Annotated in this window: 19 protein-coding genes and 1 tRNA gene; 13 read left to right on the top strand and 7 right to left on the bottom strand. The window is 67.6% G+C overall.

Annotation, left to right across the window (positions count from 1 at the left end):
- Both ABZW96_RS09560 and ABZW96_RS09555 read left to right on the top strand, forming a co-directional pair.
- A complete protein-coding gene (locus ABZW96_RS09560; RefSeq protein WP_355073036.1) occupies window positions 1-2,190 on the top strand; it encodes an ABC transporter transmembrane domain-containing protein in 2,190 nt (729 codons plus the stop codon).
- A 49-nt stretch (window positions 2,191-2,239) separates the two neighbouring features.
- On the top strand, window positions 2,240-2,854 hold the full coding sequence (locus ABZW96_RS09555) for a putative glycolipid-binding domain-containing protein (protein WP_355073034.1): 615 nt from the start codon (window positions 2,240-2,242) through the stop codon (window positions 2,852-2,854).
- A 328-nt stretch (window positions 2,855-3,182) separates the two neighbouring features.
- On the opposite strand, the gene ABZW96_RS09550 is transcribed toward ABZW96_RS09555, so the two are convergent.
- Entirely contained in the window at window positions 3,183-4,193 is a 1,011-nt protein-coding gene (locus tag ABZW96_RS09550) for a prephenate dehydrogenase (RefSeq protein WP_355073033.1), read from the bottom strand.
- Here ABZW96_RS09550 and ABZW96_RS09545 point away from each other — a divergent pair.
- The 4 genes from ABZW96_RS09545 to ABZW96_RS09530 all read left to right on the top strand — a co-directional run bounded on the left by ABZW96_RS09545 (window position 4,192) and on the right by ABZW96_RS09530 (window position 5,894).
- On the top strand, window positions 4,192-4,731 hold the full coding sequence (locus ABZW96_RS09545) for a tRNA adenosine deaminase-associated protein (protein ID WP_355073031.1): 540 nt from the start codon (window positions 4,192-4,194) through the stop codon (window positions 4,729-4,731). The two genes, ABZW96_RS09550 and ABZW96_RS09545, sit on opposite strands and share 2 nt — an antisense overlap.
- Window positions 4,732-4,774: 43 nt before the next feature.
- Entirely contained in the window at window positions 4,775-5,209 is a 435-nt protein-coding gene (locus ABZW96_RS09540; protein WP_355073719.1) for a nucleoside deaminase, read from the top strand.
- A 64-nt stretch (window positions 5,210-5,273) separates the two neighbouring features.
- Window positions 5,274-5,364, top strand: a tRNA-Ser gene (locus ABZW96_RS09535).
- A gap of 74 nt (window positions 5,365-5,438) precedes the next feature.
- Window positions 5,439-5,894: a deaminase gene (locus tag ABZW96_RS09530; RefSeq protein ID WP_355073029.1), complete on the top strand. Its 456-nt coding sequence runs from the start codon at window positions 5,439-5,441 to the stop codon at window positions 5,892-5,894.
- A 3-nt stretch (window positions 5,895-5,897) separates the two neighbouring features.
- On the opposite strand, the gene ABZW96_RS09525 is transcribed toward ABZW96_RS09530, so the two are convergent.
- Window positions 5,898-6,845, bottom strand: coding sequence for an antibiotic biosynthesis monooxygenase (locus ABZW96_RS09525; RefSeq protein WP_355073027.1), 948 nt, complete (start codon window positions 6,843-6,845; stop codon window positions 5,898-5,900).
- A gap of 5 nt (window positions 6,846-6,850) precedes the next feature.
- A complete protein-coding gene (locus tag ABZW96_RS09520; RefSeq protein WP_355073025.1) occupies window positions 6,851-8,080 on the bottom strand; it encodes an amidohydrolase family protein in 1,230 nt (409 codons plus the stop codon).
- Between ABZW96_RS09520 and ABZW96_RS09515 the strand changes: the two genes are divergently transcribed.
- Window positions 8,069-8,302 carry a hypothetical protein gene (locus ABZW96_RS09515; protein WP_355073023.1) on the top strand — a complete coding sequence of 78 codons (234 nt, stop codon included), beginning with the start codon at window positions 8,069-8,071 and terminating at the stop codon, window positions 8,300-8,302. The genes ABZW96_RS09520 and ABZW96_RS09515 overlap by 12 nt on opposite strands.
- 7 nt (window positions 8,303-8,309) lie before the next feature.
- Here the strand turns inward: ABZW96_RS09515 and ABZW96_RS09510 are convergent, their stop codons facing one another.
- Genes ABZW96_RS09510 through ABZW96_RS09500 form a run of 3 tightly spaced genes read right to left on the bottom strand, consistent with a single transcriptional unit; the run spans window position 8,310 to window position 9,596 of the window.
- Window positions 8,310-8,927: a hypothetical protein gene (locus tag ABZW96_RS09510; RefSeq protein ID WP_355073021.1), complete on the bottom strand. Its 618-nt coding sequence runs from the start codon at window positions 8,925-8,927 to the stop codon at window positions 8,310-8,312.
- A gap of 1 nt (window position 8,928) precedes the next feature.
- Window positions 8,929-9,252 carry a hypothetical protein gene (locus ABZW96_RS09505; RefSeq protein WP_355073020.1) on the bottom strand — a complete coding sequence of 108 codons (324 nt, stop codon included), beginning with the start codon at window positions 9,250-9,252 and terminating at the stop codon, window positions 8,929-8,931.
- Window positions 9,253-9,308: 56 nt separating this feature from the next.
- On the bottom strand, window positions 9,309-9,596 hold the full coding sequence (locus ABZW96_RS09500; RefSeq protein ID WP_355073018.1) for a DUF6191 domain-containing protein: 288 nt from the start codon (window positions 9,594-9,596) through the stop codon (window positions 9,309-9,311).
- 171 nt (window positions 9,597-9,767) lie between these two features.
- Between ABZW96_RS09500 and ABZW96_RS09495 the strand changes: the two genes are divergently transcribed.
- Together ABZW96_RS09495 and ABZW96_RS09490 are read left to right on the top strand one after the other, a co-directional pair.
- Window positions 9,768-9,968, top strand: a complete 201-nt coding sequence (locus ABZW96_RS09495; RefSeq protein WP_039794406.1) for a hypothetical protein — start codon at window positions 9,768-9,770, stop codon at window positions 9,966-9,968.
- Between the two features lie 186 nt (window positions 9,969-10,154).
- Entirely contained in the window at window positions 10,155-10,430 is a 276-nt protein-coding gene (locus ABZW96_RS09490) for a hypothetical protein (RefSeq protein WP_355073016.1), read from the top strand.
- 57 nt (window positions 10,431-10,487) lie between these two features.
- Here the strand turns inward: ABZW96_RS09490 and ABZW96_RS09485 are convergent, their stop codons facing one another.
- Window positions 10,488-12,782, bottom strand: a complete 2,295-nt coding sequence (locus ABZW96_RS09485) for an MMPL family transporter (RefSeq protein ID WP_355073014.1) — start codon at window positions 12,780-12,782, stop codon at window positions 10,488-10,490.
- 203 nt (window positions 12,783-12,985) lie between these two features.
- Here ABZW96_RS09485 and ABZW96_RS09480 point away from each other — a divergent pair, with 203 nt between their 5' ends.
- The 4 genes from ABZW96_RS09480 (at window position 12,986) to ABZW96_RS09465 (ending at window position 17,841) form a co-directional block, all read left to right on the top strand.
- On the top strand, window positions 12,986-13,579 hold the full coding sequence (locus tag ABZW96_RS09480; RefSeq protein WP_355073012.1) for a helix-turn-helix domain-containing protein: 594 nt from the start codon (window positions 12,986-12,988) through the stop codon (window positions 13,577-13,579).
- A gap of 36 nt (window positions 13,580-13,615) precedes the next feature.
- A complete protein-coding gene (locus ABZW96_RS09475) occupies window positions 13,616-14,119 on the top strand; it encodes an Rrf2 family transcriptional regulator (protein WP_355073010.1) in 504 nt (167 codons plus the stop codon).
- Window positions 14,120-14,206: 87 nt separating this feature from the next.
- Complete coding sequence (locus tag ABZW96_RS09470) at window positions 14,207-15,940, top strand: ABC transporter ATP-binding protein (protein WP_355073008.1); 1,734 nt, start codon at window positions 14,207-14,209, stop codon at window positions 15,938-15,940.
- Entirely contained in the window at window positions 15,937-17,841 is a 1,905-nt protein-coding gene (locus ABZW96_RS09465) for an ABC transporter ATP-binding protein (RefSeq protein ID WP_355073006.1), read from the top strand. Before ABZW96_RS09470 ends, ABZW96_RS09465 begins: the two co-directional genes overlap by 4 nt.
- The last annotated feature ends 118 nt before the right edge of the window (window positions 17,842-17,959 follow it).

Raw genomic sequence — 17,959 nt, 5'->3', positions numbered from 1 at the left:
GTGAGTACTACGACCACTGTCTCGGAAGACGAAGCGCCGCAGACTGATCCGACCCGTGCGGAAGGCGCGGCCGACTGGCGCGGCATCGCGGGCGAGGACAAGGAGGTCACCGAGACCGGGAACCTGGTGCTGGCCGGACGCTCCCGGCGGCTGCTGCTCGACCTGGTCAGGCCCTACCGCAAGCTCACCGGCCTCGCGCTGGTGCTCATCGTGCTGGACAACATCGCGAAGGTGTCCGCGCCACTGTTCGTCGCGCACGCGCTGGACACCGGCATCGCGCGCGGTGTCGCGGGCGACTGGGCGCCGCTGGCCAGGACCGTGGGCGGCTACGTCGGCTCGATCCTGCTCGGCTCGATCTGTACGTACTCCTTCCTGCGGGTGACCGGCAAGCTCAGCCAGAGCGTGTTGTTCGACCTGCGCGTGCGCGCGTTCACACATGTGCAGCGGCTCAGCGTCGCCTTCCACGAGAAGTACACCTCCGGCAAGGTGGTGGCGCGGCTCACCGGCGACATCGAGACGCTGCAGGAACTGCTGGAGAGTGCGCTCAACCAGGCGCTGAGCGCGATCCTGTCGGTGCTGACCATCGCGGCGCTGCTGATCTACCTGGACCAGGCGCTCGCCGCGATCGTGCTGATCGGATTCGTTCCCCTGGCGCTGGTCACCCGCTGGGCGCAGCGCAGGCAGCGAGCGGGCTACCGGCGCACGCGCGCCGCGATCGCCAAGGTGGTCGTGCAGTTCGTCGAGTCGATGGGCGGCATGCGGGCGGTGCAGGCGTTCCGCCGGGAGCAGCGCAACGAGTCGGTGCTCGCGGTGGAGGACTCCGAATACCGCCAGGCGACCACCGCGGCCATGCGCGGCATGGGCGACTACGCGGGTTTGACCAAACTGCTCGGCAACCTCACCACGGTGACCATCCTCGTGGTCGGCGCCTGGCGCGTGATCGAGGGCGATCTCGCGGTCGGCGTGCTCGCGGCCTACTTGCTGTACCTCAACGAGTTCTACGGGCCGCTGGACGAGCTGGCGCAGGTATTCAACGCCTACCAGTCCGCGGCGGCCGCGTTGGAGAAAATCTCGGGCGTGCTCGAGGAGGAGCCTTCGGTGCCGGAGCCCGGTCGCCCGGTCGCCCTGGCGAAGGCGTCCGGCGCGGTGCGGATGGAGAAGGTGTGGTTCGGCTACGCGGCCGGTTCGACGGCCGACAGCGGCGCATCCGAGAAGTCGGATGCCGTCCGGCTGGACGACGGCGGCCGTCATGCCGGCGCGGTGGGTGATTCGGCGGTCCGGCCGGGCGGCGCCCCGACCGGTGACGAACCGGACAGCCCGTCGGATGTGCGAGGCCTGGCCGCGACCGGCAAGCCGTTGGCCGGTTCGCATGTCCTGCCCGGTGCGTCCACGAGTGTCGGCGGGTGCTCGCCGAGCGGCGCCGTCGCGGCGGAGTCGAACGCGCCTGCCGACGCCCTGCCGGTACCGTCCGCGGATTCGCCGGTGCGGTCGGATCGCCGGACGCGACCGGTGCTGCCGGAGTTCACCTTGGACATCCCGGCCGGGCAGATCATCGCCCTGGTCGGTGCGACCGGTGCGGGCAAGTCGACGCTGGCGAAGCTGCTGACGCGGTTCTACGACCCGTCCGGCGGCGTGGTCACCCTGGACGGCGTCGACCTGCGCCTGCTGTCCGACGCCGATTTGCGCCGCAACGTGGTGATGGTCACCCAGGAGTCCTACCTGTTCTCCGGTTCGGTGGCCGACAACATCCGGTTGGGCAGGCCGGAGGCCACCGACGCGGAGGTGTTCGCGGCGGCCCGCGCGGTCGGCCTGTACGACTTCGTGCAGGCGTTGCCCGAGGGCTTCGGCACCGACGTGCGCAAACGCGGCGGCAGGCTCTCGGCGGGGCAGCGGCAGCTGGTCGCGTTCGCGCGGGTGTTCCTGGCCGATCCCGCCGTGATCGTGCTGGACGAGGCCACGTCGAGCCTGGACATCCCCAGCGAACGGCTGGTGCAGCGGGCGCTGGAGACCGTGCTGCGCGGCCGCACGGCCGTGATCATCGCGCACCGGCTGTCCACGGTGGCGATCGCGGACCGGGTGCTGGTGCTCGAGTCCGGCCGGATCGTCGAGGACGGCGCGCCGGATGCCCTGATCGCGGGGACCGGCCGGTTCGCCGACCTGCACGCGGCGTGGCGGGAGTCGCTCGTGTGATGAGCGGCGGTTCTACGGGCGGGGGCCGGACGTCGCTTACGGTAGATACGTGACGACCCCAGCCTCCGACCCCGAGAGCCCCGCCGCGAGCACGCAAGAATCCCGGTGGCCGGCGATCCTCACCTGGCGCGCCCACGACGCGACCCGGATGGAGTCGGTGCGGGTACAGCTCAATGGCAACCGCATCCGCGCCACCGGGCGGATGATCGGCGGCGCCGGCGCCGACCACCCCGCGTTCAGCGCGTCGTACGACCTGGTCACCGACGAGAACGGCGTGACGAAGCGGCTGTCGCTGCGCACCACGACGGCCGCCGGGGAGCGGCACGCCTCCATCGCCCGCGACGAGGAGAACTACTGGCTCGTCGACGCGGGCGGCAACCACGTGCGCTCCACCTTCGCCGGAGCACTCGACGTGGACGTGGTGCTCAGCCCGTTCTTCAACACCCTGCCGATCCGCCGCTACGACCTGCAGCACGCGGTCGAGGACGTCCAGGTCCCTGTGGTCTACGTCCGCCTGCCCGACCTGCTCGTCCAAGAGGCCACGCTGATCTACAGCAGCGCCGCCGACGGCATCAGCGTGCTTTCGCCGGTCTCCAGCGCGACGGTCACGGTGGACGCCGACGGCTTTCTGCTGGACTACCCGGGGCTGGCCGAACGGATCTGACGCGGCACCGCGCGACGGCCCACGAGCTGGCATGCGCGAGTCGAGGCTTTCGTGCCGAGGACCGGGTCGTCGAGCCCCGAGGTTCCAGAATCGCCACCGGAGCTCCGGGAACGCGCCTGCCACCGAAGGCCGCGCCGGGTCGACACCCGCGGCCGGTCTCTCGGCGCCGCGACTACTGCCCGAGAGGCAGTGTCGTCGGAGCCGCCCAGGCTCGCGCACCTCGACGCGGATGGATCTCCGCCGGAGAAAATGTCGCGAGGTGTTCACCCGCGATCAGCAGCGGCCGGACCGACTCTGGAATGTCTGGGAGGGGACGGTTCTCGCGCGGTCAGTTCAGCCGGGTTATGACCCCACCGCGCTCGCCTGCGGCCCGCAGTTCTTCCAGCCAATCGCGGTCGCCGGGACGAATGTCCGTGATCTCCCAGCGGCGCGCGGATTCGTAGCGCTGTCGCGCGTCGTGCCCGGCTTCGACCAGGTCCGCGAGGGATTGCTTGTCACGCAGGCTGTCGCGCGCTGCGCCGAGCACGGTGAGTGTCTCGTCCAGAACTTCCAGCAGCGCCGCGGAATTCGGTTCGCAGATCGCACGAACCAGGTCGGGCGCCGTGCCCGCGACGCGGGTGCCGTCCCGGAACGACCCGGCCGCGAGGCCCAGCGCGAGCTCACCACCGGTGGCGCCCGCCAGGGCCAGTGCCTCGGCGAGCACATGCGGCAGGTGGGAGATGCGGGCCACGGCGCGATCGTGTTCCGCGGCCACGACCGGTACCACCACCGAACCGCAATCCAGCGCCAGGCGCACTACGCGGCTCCACGGGTCGACCCGCGTGCCCTGGTCGACGCCGACCGCCCACACCGCGTCGCGGAACAACGTGGGATCGGTGGCGGCCCAGCCGGATTCGGACGTACCGGCCATCGGATGGCCGCCGACGTACCGCTCGGCGAGTCCGTGTTCGCGTACGGCCGCCGCGACCGGCCCTTTCACGCTCACCACATCGGTGAGCGCGCATTCCGGCGCGTAGTCGGCGATCGCCGAGAGCATGTGGTCCACCGCGGGCATCGGCACCGCGACGACGATCAGCGCGTCGGTCTCCGCGGCGCGCCGCAGCGCGGCAGGTAGGTCTTCGGTGACGTCGAATCCGTCGGCACGGGCGGCCTGCGCACCCACCGCGGAGCGGTTGTATCCCCAGCCGTCGTAGCCCGCGCCTACGGCCGCACGCAACAGCGACCCACCGATCAAACCGGTCCCGAGGACGCACACGGGTGCTTTCTTCGCCGAAGTCACCCGAACAGATTGGCATACGACTTCAACATTTCCGCTCGAGCAGACTACCGTTGCGGCCATGGCAGCACAGCGCTCGGGCACGAACAGGGCGGCGTCGGACGATTACGACGACGTGGAAGGGTTCGCAGTGGCGGTTGTCCGCGAAGAAGGCAAATGGCGGTGCAGTCCGCTGAGCCGGGACGCGCTCACCGATTTGTCCGCCGCGGAAAACGAACTGAAGGCTTTGCGCAGCTCCGGAGCGGTGTTCGGATTGCTCGACATCGACGACGAGTTCTTCATCGTGCTCCGTCCCGCGCCGAGCGGGACCCGGATGCTCGTCTCGGACGCCACGGCCGCGATCGATTACGACATCGCCGCGGACGTCCTAGAGGCGCTGAACGTGGAAATCCCCGATATCGATCCGGATGAATTGGACGACGTGGAGCCGTGGGAAGAGGGCGACCTCGGTGTGCTCGCCGATCTCGGCCTGCCCGAACCGGTGCTGAGCGTCATCCTCGCCGAGACCGATCTCTATCCGGATGAGCAGCTCGGCATGATCGCCGAGCGTCTCGGCTTCGCCGGTGAATTCGCCGCGGTGCTGGACAAACTACCGCGCTGACGTGCGCGTTCTCCCGGACGACCCGTTCTCCGCCGACGCCGATATGGTGCGGGCGGCCATCGCCGCCGCGGCGGCCGCCGGGGAGCGTGACGTACCCGTCGGCGCTGTCGTGTTCGACTCCGCCGGAATGGAACTCGCGCGAGCCGCGAACGCGCGGGAGGCGCTGGGCGATCCGACCGCGCACGCGGAGATCTTGGCGCTGCGTCGCGCCGCCGCGGTCCACGGTGACGGGTGGCGGCTGGAGGGCGCCACGCTCGCCGTGACGCTGGAGCCGTGCACCATGTGCGCTGGTGCCCTGGTGCTCGCGCGGGTGGGCCGTCTGATCTTCGGTGCGTGGGAGCCGAAGACCGGCGCCGTCGGGTCGCTGTGGGACGTGGTGCGTGACCGCCGTCTCAACCACCGGCCGCAGGTAAGCGGCGGAGTGCTCGCGGACGAATGCGCGGCGTTGCTCGACGAGTTCTTCCGCACCCAGCGCTGAGCCCACCCACCCCAGGTCTACAGGCGATTTAGTGATCCGGCACCGGTCCGGTATGGTTGTCGGCGGTGGCGTGTCCGAGCGGCCTAAGGAGCACGCCTCGAAAGCGTGTGAGGGGTAACCCCCCTCCGAGGGTTCAAATCCCTCCGCCACCGCCAAAGCCCCTCATCTGTTCGCACAGGTGAGGGGCTTTTTCATCTTCCGCAGGACGAGTCGAAGGAGATTGATTCCGGTGACCGAGCCCGACCACGATTACTGGATGAACCGGGCCATCGAACTCGCGCGCTTGTGCCCGGTGGCGGAGGGCGCGTTCTCGGTGGGTGCGGTGATCGTCGCCGATGGTGCGGAGATCGCCACCGGCTATTCGCGTGAGTCCGATCCCAAGGAGCACGCCGAGGAGGCCGCGCTCCGCAAGGTGGACCCGGCCGATCCCCGGCTGGCGCGTGCCACGATCTACAGCACGCTGGAACCCTGCTCGGAGCGGGGGTCGAAGGATCGGCTGCCGTGCACGGACCGGATATTGCGGGCCGGTATTCCGGTCGTGGTGATCGCGTGGCGCGAGCCGTCGACATTCGTGGCGAACTGCGTGGGCGTGGAGAAACTGCGGCAGACGGGGGTCACGGTGGTCGAGCTCGCCGACCTCGCCGAGGCGGCGATGTCGATGAACCGGCACCTCGACCTGTCCTGAGCTTCAGTCGTAGTCCCAGTACTGCAGCCAGCGCACCGACGCGAACAGCAGCAGTGTCAGCGCGTAGAGGACGACGACCACCGCCGCTCCGACGATGCTGATCCGGGGGCTCGCGCCGTCGACCGGGTCCAGCCACCGGCGGAACCGGCGCGCGACCGCGGGTGAGAGGAAATAGCTCATCACGCCCACGCTCACGATCTGGCTGAGCCACAACGCCAGCCACGGCTGCGCGCCGAGCCGGTCGAGCACCGGACCGAGGAACCGGGACAGCACCATCACCGTCGGATACAGCACCAGCAGCACCAGCATGGCGGTCTTCCAGGTCGGTGTCATCCTGGTCTCGCCGTCGACCGTGCGGACGGTAGATCCGAACGGCGTGGTGTGCGCGTCCACGGTGAAGTCCTCGGTCAGCTTCGAACGCAATTCCGGTAGCGCGGCGGCGCGTTCGTCCGAGCCCAGCCATTCCGTCAACTGCCGTTGTGTCCGGAATCGGAGCACCGAGAACCAGCGGCCGCCGTCCGCCGGGAAAAGGGCGGCGCCCTCGAATCCCGGAAATCTCGAACTCGCCGCGACGAGCTGCGCCTCGGTCGCCTCGAATTCGAATTCCTTGTCGCGTGCGACACTGTGCCGGAACACGCAGACGCCCGGCGGCGGCGACTCTCCCTCGACGATGATCAGATCGGCGCTCTTGCAATGGAAGCCGCGCGCTTCACCGTCGGCGACGGTGGCTGCCCGTTCGGCCGAGTCCAGGAATTCGTGCAGCAATGGCTCGGATCGGAATGTGACGCTGAATCCCGGTTCGAGCATCGGGCTCTCGGTCACCGCGACGGAGGAATGCGTGAACCCGTGCATCGCGCGGGCGATTTCGGTCAGCCGCGCCAGCCAGTCCCGGAAGGCCGCGTCGTTCGCCGGTCGGTGAAAGACCGTTACGACGGTCGCCGCGGCATTCATCGGCGCTACACGACGTCGACGCGACGGCCCCGCACATAGACCTCGGTGATCGCGGGCTCTCGGATACCCATCAGCAAGGCGAACAGTGTCTGATCCCGGGCCAGTACGGGGTCGTCGGAGCGAACGCCGTATGCCAGCGTGCTTTCCAGCGCTGGAACACGCGCCGGTTCGACCACGATGAAGTCGGCTTCCTTACCGACGTCGAAATTCCCGAAACGGTTCTCCATATCCAAGGCACGCGCACCGGCCAGCGTGCCGGTGAAGAGCATTTCCGCGGGATGCATCGATACGCCCTGCTCGCCCGGCTCGGAGATGTGCACTTTGAACGCGGCGGAAAGTACCTGTGGTATAAGCCATTCGTCGCCACCGCCGTAATCGGTGCCCGCGGCTACCGTGACGCCGGAGGAGAGCGTCCGCTTCCACGGCATCGTGCCGGAACCGAGGAACTGCTGCGATACCGGGCAGTGCGCGACCGACGTGCCGGTTTCGGCCATCCGCCGCAGTTCGTCGTCCTGGCAGTGCACGCAGTGGGCGAGAATGGTGCGCTTGCCGAGCATGCTCTTGCCGCCCACCGCAGACCCGGGCAGGAATTTCCCGTCGTAGGTGTCCAGATAGGTCGCCACGTCGTACGCCTGCTTGGTGGCATCGACTTCGCCGGTGCCGGGGCGGTTGTTCTCGTTGAGGTGACTGTGGAAATAGACGCCGCGTTCGCGTACCGAATCATAGAGATCGCCCAGGTTTTTCAGCGTCGTGCGAGTAACCGCCAGCGAGAACCGCGGAACGACCGCCACGTGCAGCAGCGCCGTGTCCACGTCACCGGTGTCGGCGGCATGCCATTTGTCGATCTCTTCGCTCGTCAATCGGATGGCGTCGTCTTCGGTGGTGATCAGCGGCGCCGCCGCATCCGCTCCGGTCGTTTGGATTCCCCGGCCTGCGACAATCCGCAGACCACGCCGCCGGGTCTCGGTGAACAGGGCGTCCTGCGCATGCGGGAACGCCGAGCCGAAGACCATCGCCGCCGTGGTCCCCGCTGCGATGCGCCGTGCGCAGAACTCGGTGGCCGCCGATAGCGCGAATTCTGGATCGGCATAACGGGATTCCGCGGGGTACATACATAATTCGAGCCACTCCAGCAGTTGGCCGCCGCCGTAGGCATCGCCCGCGAAGGTCTGTGGGAAGTGGATATGCGTGTCGACGAATCCGGGAAGCAGGAATCCTGGACGATGATCGAACACTTCTCCGGCGCGGTGCTCGGCCGGGATATCGGAGCGCGGTCCGCAGAATACTATCCGGCCGCTTTCCCCGATTATCAGCGCACCGTCCGGCAGATCGGCCAACGCGTCGGCCGCATCGCCGGCTGCGGGACTTCCGGCGATGTGGAAAATGTGCCCCAAGTGGACTTGGCTCACCATTCGAGGAAAACACACATGGATCCGGCATGCGAGCGGATCGGGTGAAATGCGGTCAGACGCCGCGCGAGAAGAATGTCACCGGAGGCGGCATACGGTAGCCGGCGAGTTTGATGAATCGGGCGCTCACGCCGCGCTGCGCGTCCTCCAGCGGGCCCGCTCCGACCGTGTTCATCATCCGGTTGATCACGTTGAAGCAGGTGCCGACCCAGACGGCCTCGTCGAACGCTTCCCGGGAGACGCCCGCCAGCCGGACCAGCGCGGCGTCCTCGGCGGTCAACCCGCCCGGGTCACGAGCCATCTTCGCGAGGAAGGCCAGCATCGCGCGCGCCTCGGGACGCAGCGAGGAGTCCGCGCCGCCGGCCAAGGCGCGGGTCACCACGTCGGCGTCGACGTAGGCGCCCGCGATCGCCTCGTGCGAGGTGGCGCAGAACGGGCACTCGTTGGCCTGCGAGGTATGCGTCGCGAAGATCTCCCGTTCGGCGACGGTCCAGTACGACGGTCCGCGCATGATGTCCTGGATCAGCTCCGACAGCGGCGACCCGAAGAACCTGTGCCGGTAGAACAACACTTTGAGCACGGCGGGAACCTCCACGCCGCTGAACCGCCGCATGGTCCACAACACGAGTTTGGTCGGCCGGTCGTGACCGGAACGCACTGCCTCCAGCCACATCTCAGTACCCCTCCCAAGCCAGGCGCGCGGCGCGCAGGCGCCGGTCGGCCGCGCCGTAGGCGGCGACCGCGGTCGCCTCGAAGATCTCGTCGTCGGTGTGCCCGGCCGTTTTGAGCGCCGTGATCTCCTGCTCGGTGACCCGATAGGAGCGGTCGGCCACCAGGTCCGCGAACGTGGCGAGTTCAGCGGGAACGTCCTGGCCGGAGTCGGCTGTCCCGGCGGCTCTGGCTCGCAGCGCCCGGCGGACCCGGCTCGACAGCCGCGCTGGGGCGGACTCGAGATGCTCGCCGAACAGCTGCCATTTCTCATTCATCGAGCCGCGCATGGGCCTCATTCTGTCCGACGACGGTCACCTTCGCTGAGAATCACGGGCGCGCAGCGCTACTCGTTACCGACCCTGCGCAATACGACCTTGCGACCGGCCAGGTCGACACCGATCAGCGGCGGTGCCCCCTGGTCCTGCTCGTCGCGCAACATCGACACCGATTCGCGATGGTCGAGCTCCATGCGTTTGGTCGAGTAGAACAGCGCGGTGAATTCGTCGGTGAACGTGCCGGAGATCGGTGTGCGGCGGCGCCTGCGGCGCTTGTTCACGGTCAACTCGTAGACGGCCACCAGCACGAGCAGGATCACCCAGCCTGGAATCGTCCACTGGAACAGCGCCGCCATGCCACCGAAGGTACCAGCCGGCAGTCCCGTAGAACCGGAGTGAAAATTGTCCTTTTCATGAGGGGTAACCGACGTGATCGCGGGTATACGCCCGATACGCAAGTGCGGGGAAGGACGCGATGCCAGATGCGCCGTCGGACAATCCGCGCGGGAACGATGCGCGAGAGAAACATGAGAATCGGAAGTGTAATCGTCTTGATCTGGTTGCTGATCGGCGTGGTCGCCGCAGCACAACGGCACTATTTCGACAGCGGGCCGGTCAACTGCGCCGGTTTCGGCACCATCGCCGTAACGGTGATCGCGGGACCGCTCAACTACATGGGCGTCAACCCGAAGGTCGCGGATTGCAATGTCCCGCAACCGAGCCCGTAGTTCGATCGAGTAACCGCGGACGGCCGGGTGGGTATGCCGCCCGGCTGTCCGTTTTTCGTCTGCGCGGGCCGTGAACTAAACATTTGCTGAGACGCGATTCGATCCACACTACCTCGGGCTGATTGGGTAACTGTCGGTGTGGCCGGGTATCCCCCCTCGACGGGGAGCACGGAAGGAACCGAGGAGATGCGTGATTACGGGCGTCGTGAGCGTGATTACGAACGTCGTGCGCGTGCCGGCCGCGGCCCGGGCATAGGCTCCCGGGTGCTCGGGTTCCTGCTGCTGGCCTGGCTGGCGATCGGCCTGCTCGCGGCCGGGCAGCGGCACTATTTCGACAGCGGGCCGCCGTTGAACTGCGCCGGTTGGGGCACGATCGGTCTCACCGCCCTCGCGGGCCCGCTCAACTATGTCGGCGTCGATCCGAAGGTCGGCGACTGCGAACTGCCGCAACCGAGCCGGTGAAACGCACTCGGCCCCGCATCCGGACTCCGGATGCGGGGCCGAGCCATGGCCTTCGGATCAGCTGACGCCGACCGGCACCTTCGCCGTCTCGGCGGAACGCCGCTGCAGCTCACGCAGCTTCGTACCCTCGACGTCGATATCGGGCAGGATGCGGTCGAGCCACTTCGGCATCCACCACGACCACTTGCCCATCAGCACCAGCAGCGACGGAATCAGCACCATGCGGACGATGAACGCGTCCAGCAGCACGCCAACCGCCAGGGCGAAACCGAACGACTTCGCGGTCACGTCGGTCTCCAGCAGGAACGAGCCGAACACCGAGATCATGATGATCGCCGCCGAGGTCACCACGCGCGCGCCGTGGTGGTAGCCGGCGACCACCGCGTCCCTGGCCGACCTGCCGTGCACGAACTCCTCGCGCATCCGGGTCACCAGGAAGACCTGGTAGTCCATCGCGAGGCCGAACACCAAGCCGATCAGCATGATCGGCATGAAGCTGACCAGCGGATGCGGGTCCTCGATCAGGCCGAGCTTGCCCTCCTGGAAGATCAGCACGGTCGCGCCGAAGGTCGCGGCCATCGACAGCAGGAACCCGAGCGCCGCCGTGAGCGGCACCAGGATCGACCGGAACACCAGGATCAGCAGGACGAACGCCGCGCCCGCCACGATCGCCAGGTAGGGCACGATCTTGCTGAGCAGCACGTGGTCCACGTCGGCGAAGATCGCCGTGGTGCCGGTGATGCCGTACTCGATGCCGTACTCGGCCTTCAGCTGGCCCTCGGCCTCCCTGGCGTCGCGCACCAGATCCTTGGTGGCCTGGTTGTTGGGCCCGGACTTGGGCACGCCGTTCAGCAGCGCGCCCTGCTGGTCCTGGCTCCACTGCGGCTCGGTCACGTAGTCCATGTCGGGGTAGGACGCGAGCTTGTCGCGCAGCGCCTTCACCGCGGCGTCCCGGTTCTCGGCGGGGACGGCGCTCAGGTCGGCGGCCACGTTCAGCACGCCGTTGCTGCCCTCGCCGAAGCCTTCGGTCCGCAGCTCGTAGGCCTTCCGGATGGTGGAGGTCTTCGGCATGCTGTCCTCGCCGGGCAGGCCCAGGTTCAAGCCGGCCGCGGGGGCGGCGAGCGCGCCGAGCACCACGACGCTCAGGATCAGCGCGACCCACGGCGCGCGGCCGATCAGGCGGCCGAAACGCATGCCGTTGGTGACCGAGTTCTCGTCCTCGGGATCGTGCTGTGCGACCACCGGCAGCTTCGGCTTGAACAGGAACCGGCCGAACGCGCCGAGCAGCGCAGGCATCAGCGTGATCGCCGTGAGCACCGCGAAACCGGCGGCGATGGCCCCGCCCAGACCCATGAACGTCATGAACTCGACACCGACGATGCTCAGGCCCGCCAGCGCGATGATGACGGTCAGACCGGCGAACACGACGGCGGAACCGGCCGTACCGAGCGCGGTGCCGGCGGCCTCTTCCGGCGAATCCTGCACCGCGAGTTCATGCTTGTACCTGGACACGATGAACAGCGCGTAGTCGATGGACAGCGCGATGCCGATCATCGAGGCGAGGAAGGTGGTGAAGCTGGGGATCTCGATCACCGAGGTGCCGAGCATGATCAGCGAGGTGGCCGCGCCGAGGCCGATGATCGCGGTGACGATCGGCACGAACGCCGCGACGATGGCGCCGAACGCCACGACCATCACGACCAGCGCGACGGCCATGCCGATCATCTCGGACTTGCCGCTGGGCGCTTCCTGCTTCTGCGCGATCGAGCCGCTCATCTCGACCGTCAGCCCGGCGTTGCGCGCGTCGGCGGCCACGTCGTAGGCCGTTTCCCGCTGGGCGTCGGTCACGTCGGTGACCTTCGCGATCGTGAACGGGACATTGATCACAGCCACGGTCGCGGGCGCGGTCTTGCTCAGCACGTTCAGCGGGGCGGCGCTGCACTGCGCGGGATCGGGATTGCTCAGGCAGCCCATCTTCTCGGTCGCCTCGACCGGGTTGGTGATGGGTTTGCCGTGGTCGACGATGTCGAGCCGGCCGAGTTTGGCGATGAACGCGTCCAGCGCCGCACGGTTCGCCGGATCGGTCAGCGTCTGACCCTCCGGCGCGGCGGCGACGTAGGTGCCGGTGACCGCGTCGAACTTGTACGCGGCGGAGGCGCCGGGGAAGTGTTTGTCGAGGATTTCGTTGGCACGCTCCGAGGGCAGGTTGGGCATGCTGAAGTCGTTGCTCATCGGCTTGCTGAGCTGCGCGCCCAAGCCACCGAGGAGCACGAACAAGACGAGCCAGACGGGAAGCACTATCCATTTCCGGCGGAAGGCGAACTTCCCCCATCTGTACAGGTAAACGGACACGACTGGTTACTCCTAGCGATGACTGGGATCGTGCTGGTTCTGCGTGTAGACAGCACTCGCGGAGGTGCCCTGCCTGCCTCCGCCTCCACTGACGCTTTCTGCCTACCGTGCGGTAGGTAGACTACCCAGGAGCTAAGCGGAGGTACAACCTCAATTTTACGGGTGATCTTCGCTCGATGCGAAGGTGATGAGAGGATCGTCGAATGGCCGTGCGTGACGCACCCGGCGCTGTCGCCGCAGGTGGAAGCACTAAAATCGCGATTCGGGACGCCGCGGTAAAGCTGTTCGGAGCCAAAGGATTCGAGCAGACGAGCCTGCGCGAGGTCGCGGATGCGGTAGGAATCACAAAGGCGTCGCTCTACTATCACTACGCGTCGAAGCTCGATCTGCTACTGGCGATCATCGATCCGATCGTCGATCTCATGCGTTCGGTGGTGGACGATCTCGACCGGGTGCCGCACGATGCCGAAGGCATCCGCCAGGTGCTGCGGACGTATCTGCGCGGTCTGATCCATCACCGTGACGCCGGGGCGCTGGTCGTGCGCGACACGGTCGCGATCATCAACGCCATGGCCGACCGCTACCCCGATCTGATGAACACCAGCAAGGCGCTGCGCGAGTGGCTGGCCGGACCGGACGCCACCGAGGAGGCGCACCTGCGCGCCTGCGCCGCGCTCGAGGTGATCGGTGTTGCGCTGGTGTCCAAGGAACTCGTGCCTGGTGCGGACGACTCGCTGGTGGAATCGTCACTGCTGGACGCCGCGACCTGTGTGCTCGCGGGCGGCGGCGCCGCGTAGATTCGAGCCATCCCCTCGACGCCAGGAGTCGCTGCTGTGCACATCACCGCGAAGGTCGATTACGCGGTGCGAACGCTGCTCGAGATCGCCAGTGCGCCGCGGCTGGACCAGTCGGCGGTCGGACTCGGCGCACCCCTTGTGCAGGCCGCGCCGGTGGTCAAGGCCGAAGCGATCGCCACCGCCCAGCGGATTCCGCCCAAGGTGCTCGAGTCCGTGCTCGGCGAACTGCGCCGCGCGGAACTCGTGATCAGCAGGCGCGGCCCGGACGGCGGCTACTGGCTGGCCAGGCCGGCCGCCGACATCTCCATCGCCGACGTGATCCGCGCGATCGAGGGCCCGCTCGCGTCGGTGCGCGGCGCGCGGCCGGAGGACGTCCGCTATGCCGGTGCGGCCGAGCCGTTGCAGCGGGTGTGGATCGCGCTGCGGGTCAATATTCGCGCGGTGCTGGAGAACGTCACCATCGCCGACATCGCCAGCAACCGGCTGCCCGGATTCGTCGAAACGCTCACCGAAGACCCAGGCGCCTGGGCGCGCCGCTAGCTCCGCAGACCCCGACGGGAGAGCATTCATGCAGGTCAGAAATCTTCACGACGTATCGCGCCGACAGCCGGTAGCCTGCGATTCATCATGCTGACCCAACTGCTCCGCACGCATCTGTACCCCTACCGCACCCAGCTCGCGGGGGTCGTTGTGCTTCAGCTGATTTCCGTGATCGCGATGCTGTATCTGCCGAGCCTCAACGCGAACCTGATCGACAACGGCGTCACCAAAGGTGATCTCGGCTACATTTGGAGCACCGGCTTGTGGATGCTCGCGGTCACGGGCGTGCAGATTGTCGCGTCGGCCGCTTCGGTCTATCTCGGCGCGCAGGCGGCCATGGGCGCGGGCCGCGATCTGCGTGGCGCGCTGCTGCACCGCGTCGGCACCTTCTCCGCGCGCGAAGTGGGCATGTTCGGCGCACCCTCGCTTATCACCCGCAATACCAACGACATTCAGCAGGTTCAGCTGCTCATCGTGATGTCGGCGACCATCCTGGTGATGGCGCCGATCATGTGCGTCGGCGGCATCATCATGGCGTTGCGCGAGGATCTCGGCCTGTCCTGGCTGCTGCTGATCGCGGTGCCCGCGCTCGGCCTGTCCATGGCCGTGCTGATCTCCAAGATGGTGCCCGGCTTCCGCGACATGCAGGCCAGGATCGATGAGGTGAACCGGGTACTGCGCGAGCAGATCACCGGTATTCGCGTGGTGCGGGCCTTCGTGCGGGAACGGCAGGAGACCTGGCGGTTCGGCCTGGCCAACACCGAACTCACCGACACCGCGCTGCGGGTCGGCCGGTTGATGGCGCTGATGTTCCCCACGGTCATGCTGATCAGCAACGTCACCGCGGTCGCGGTGATCTGGTTCGGCGGGCACGCGATCGACGCCGGGCACATGCAGATCGGTTCGCTCACCGCGATGCTGTCCTACATCATGCAGATCCTGATGGCCGTGATGATGGCCTCGTTCCTGGCCATGATGGCGCCGCGCGCCGCGGTGTCGGCCGACCGGATCGGTGAAGTGCTCGACACCGAGTCCTCGGTGCACCCGCCGCGCCTGCCGCAGCCGTTCACCGACGACCCGGCTGTCGTGGATTTCCGGTTCGCCGAGTTCGCCTTCCCCGGCGCGGAGAAGCCGGTGCTGAAAGCCATCCGATTCGAGGTGCGCCCCGGCACCACCACCGCGATCGTCGGGTCCACCGGCGCGGGCAAAACCACGCTGATCAACCTCATACCCCGGCTGATGGACGTCACCGACGGCGCGGTCTATATCGGCGGCACCGACGTGCGCCACATCGACCTGGAGGTGTTGCGCTCGCAGATCGGCCTGGTGCCGCAGAAGGCGTACCTCTTCTCCGGCACGGTCGCGAGCAACCTGCGCTACGGCAATCCGCACGCCACCGACGAGGAGCTGTGGCGCGCGCTGGAGATCGCGCAGGCCGCCGACTTCGTCCGCGAGATGCCGGAGGGTCTGCAGACCCCCGTCGCGCAGGGCGGCACCACCGTTTCCGGAGGCCAGCGTCAACGGTTGGCCATCGCCCGAGCGCTGGTGAAGAAGCCCCGGGTTTATCTGTTCGACGACTCGTTCTCCGCGCTGGACGTGGCGACCGACGCCAGGCTGCGGGAGGCGCTGAAGCCGGAGACCGCGGACGCCTCGGTTGTCATCGTCGCGCAGCGCATCGCGACCATCCGGGACGCGGATCAGATCGTGGTGCTCGAAGACGGCGCGATAGCGGGCATCGGCACGCACGAGCAGCTCCTGCGGGAGTGCTCGGAGTACCGGGAGATCGTCGAGTCGCAACTGAGTGCCGAGGAGGCGCGATGAGACCCGGAATGCCAACGCCCGGTGCGCCGGGAACCAAGGCGAAATCGTTCGTGCCCTCGCTGAAACGACTGTTGCGCAGGCTCGCGCCGGAGCGGTTACAGGTCGCGCTGATCATCGCGCTCGTCATCGTCTCGGTGGTGCTGAACACCGTCGGCCCCTACATCCTCGGCAAGGCGACCAACCTGGTCTTCGACGGCGTGGTCGGCAAACAGCTGCCGCCCGGCGTGTCCAAGGACCAGGCGATCGAAGCCCTGCGAGCCAAGGGCGACAACACTTTCGCCGACATGCTCAGCGCCATGGACGTGGTGCCAGGGGTGGGGGTCGACTTCGGCGCGGTCGGGCGGGTCCTCGCCTTGGTGCTGGCGCTGTACATCGGTGCGGCCGTCTTCGGGTGGTTGCAGGGGTACCTGCTCAACATCGTGATCAACCGGACCGTGAAGCGGCTGCGCAGCGAGGTCGAGGACAAGATCCATCGACTTCCGTTGCGCTACTTCGACTCCGCGCCGCGCGGTGACGTGCTCAGCCGGGTCACCAACGACGTCGACAACGTCTCGCAGAGCCTGCAACAGACCATGAGCCAGCTGCTCATCTCGGTGTTCTCGGTGCTCGGCATCCTGGTCATGATGTTCTGGATCTCCTGGCAGCTCGCGGTGATCGCCTTGCTCACCGTGCCCGCCGCCATCGTGGTCACCGCGCAGATCGCGAAACGGTCCAAGCCGCACTTCGTCGACCAGTGGAAGTACACCGGCCTGGTCAACGCCCAGGTCGAGGAGGCGTACACCGGGCACGAGGTGGTCACCGCGTTCGGCCGCAACCGCGAGGTCGGCAAGGCATTCGATGAGCGCAACGAACAGCTGTATCAGGCGAGCTTCAAAGCGCAATTCATCTCTGGCCTGATCATGCCCTCGATCATGTTCCTGGGGAACGTGAACTTCGTGCTGGTCGCGCTCGTCGGCGGGTTGAAGGTGGCCACGGGCAGCCTCTCGCTCGGCGAGGTGCAGGCGTTCATCCAGTACTCCCGCCAGTTCAGCCAGCCGCTGACCCAGCTCGGTGCGATGGCCAACCTGCTGCAGTCCGGCGTCGCCTCGGCCGAGCGGATCTTCGAGATCCTGGACGCCGAGGAGCAGAGCCCGGACCCGGTGATGGCCGACGCGCGCCCGGTCGACCGCGGCCGGGTGGAGTTCGAGGCCGTCTCGTTCCGGTACGAACCCGACAAGCCGGTGATCGAGCGGCTGTCGCTGGTGGCGGAGCCCGGGCACGTGGTCGCGATCGTCGGCCCCACCGGCGCGGGCAAGACCACGCTGGTGAACTTGCTCATGCGGTTCTACGAACTGGACGCCGGCACCATCACCATCGACGACGTCGACATCACCGAGATCACCCGCGACAACCTGCGCTCGCGCATCGGCATGGTGTTGCAGGACACCTGGCTGTTCAAGGGCACCATCCGGGAGAACATCGCCTACGGCAACCCGAACGCGAGCGAAGAGGAGATCCTCGCCGCGGCGCGCGCCGCCTATGTCGACCGCTTCGTGCACGCGCTGCCCGACGGCTACGACACGATCATCGACGAGGAGGGCTCCGGCGTCAGCGCCGGCGAGAAACAGCTGATCACCATCGCGCGCGCGTTCCTCGCCAAACCCTCCATCCTCATCCTCGACGAGGCGACCAGCTCGGTGGACACCCGCACCGAACTGCTCGTGCAGCACGCCACCGCCGCCCTGCGCCGCGACCGGACCAGTTTCGTCATCGCCCACCGCCTGTCCACCATCCGCGACGCCGACCTGATCGTCGTCATGGAAGCGGGCCGGATCGTGGAACACGGCTCGCACGAACGCTTGCTCGACGAGCGCGGGGCGTACTACCGCCTGTACAACGCCCAGTTCGCAGGCGCTGTGTAGTTTGGCCGCGCCTTCGGCGCGGCTGTGTTGGTTTTCCAGCGCCTGCGGCGCTGGGTGTTCGCGGCCCTCTTATGGCTCGCGTCCGAGCGACCACCGCTGGCGACTTCGTCGCGGACGC

The sequence above is a fragment of the Nocardia sp. NPDC004168 genome, from assembly GCF_040610355.1.
Lineage (GTDB): Bacteria > Actinomycetota > Actinomycetes > Mycobacteriales > Mycobacteriaceae > Nocardia > Nocardia sichangensis.
This window is presented reverse-complemented; position numbering and strand designations above follow the sequence as displayed.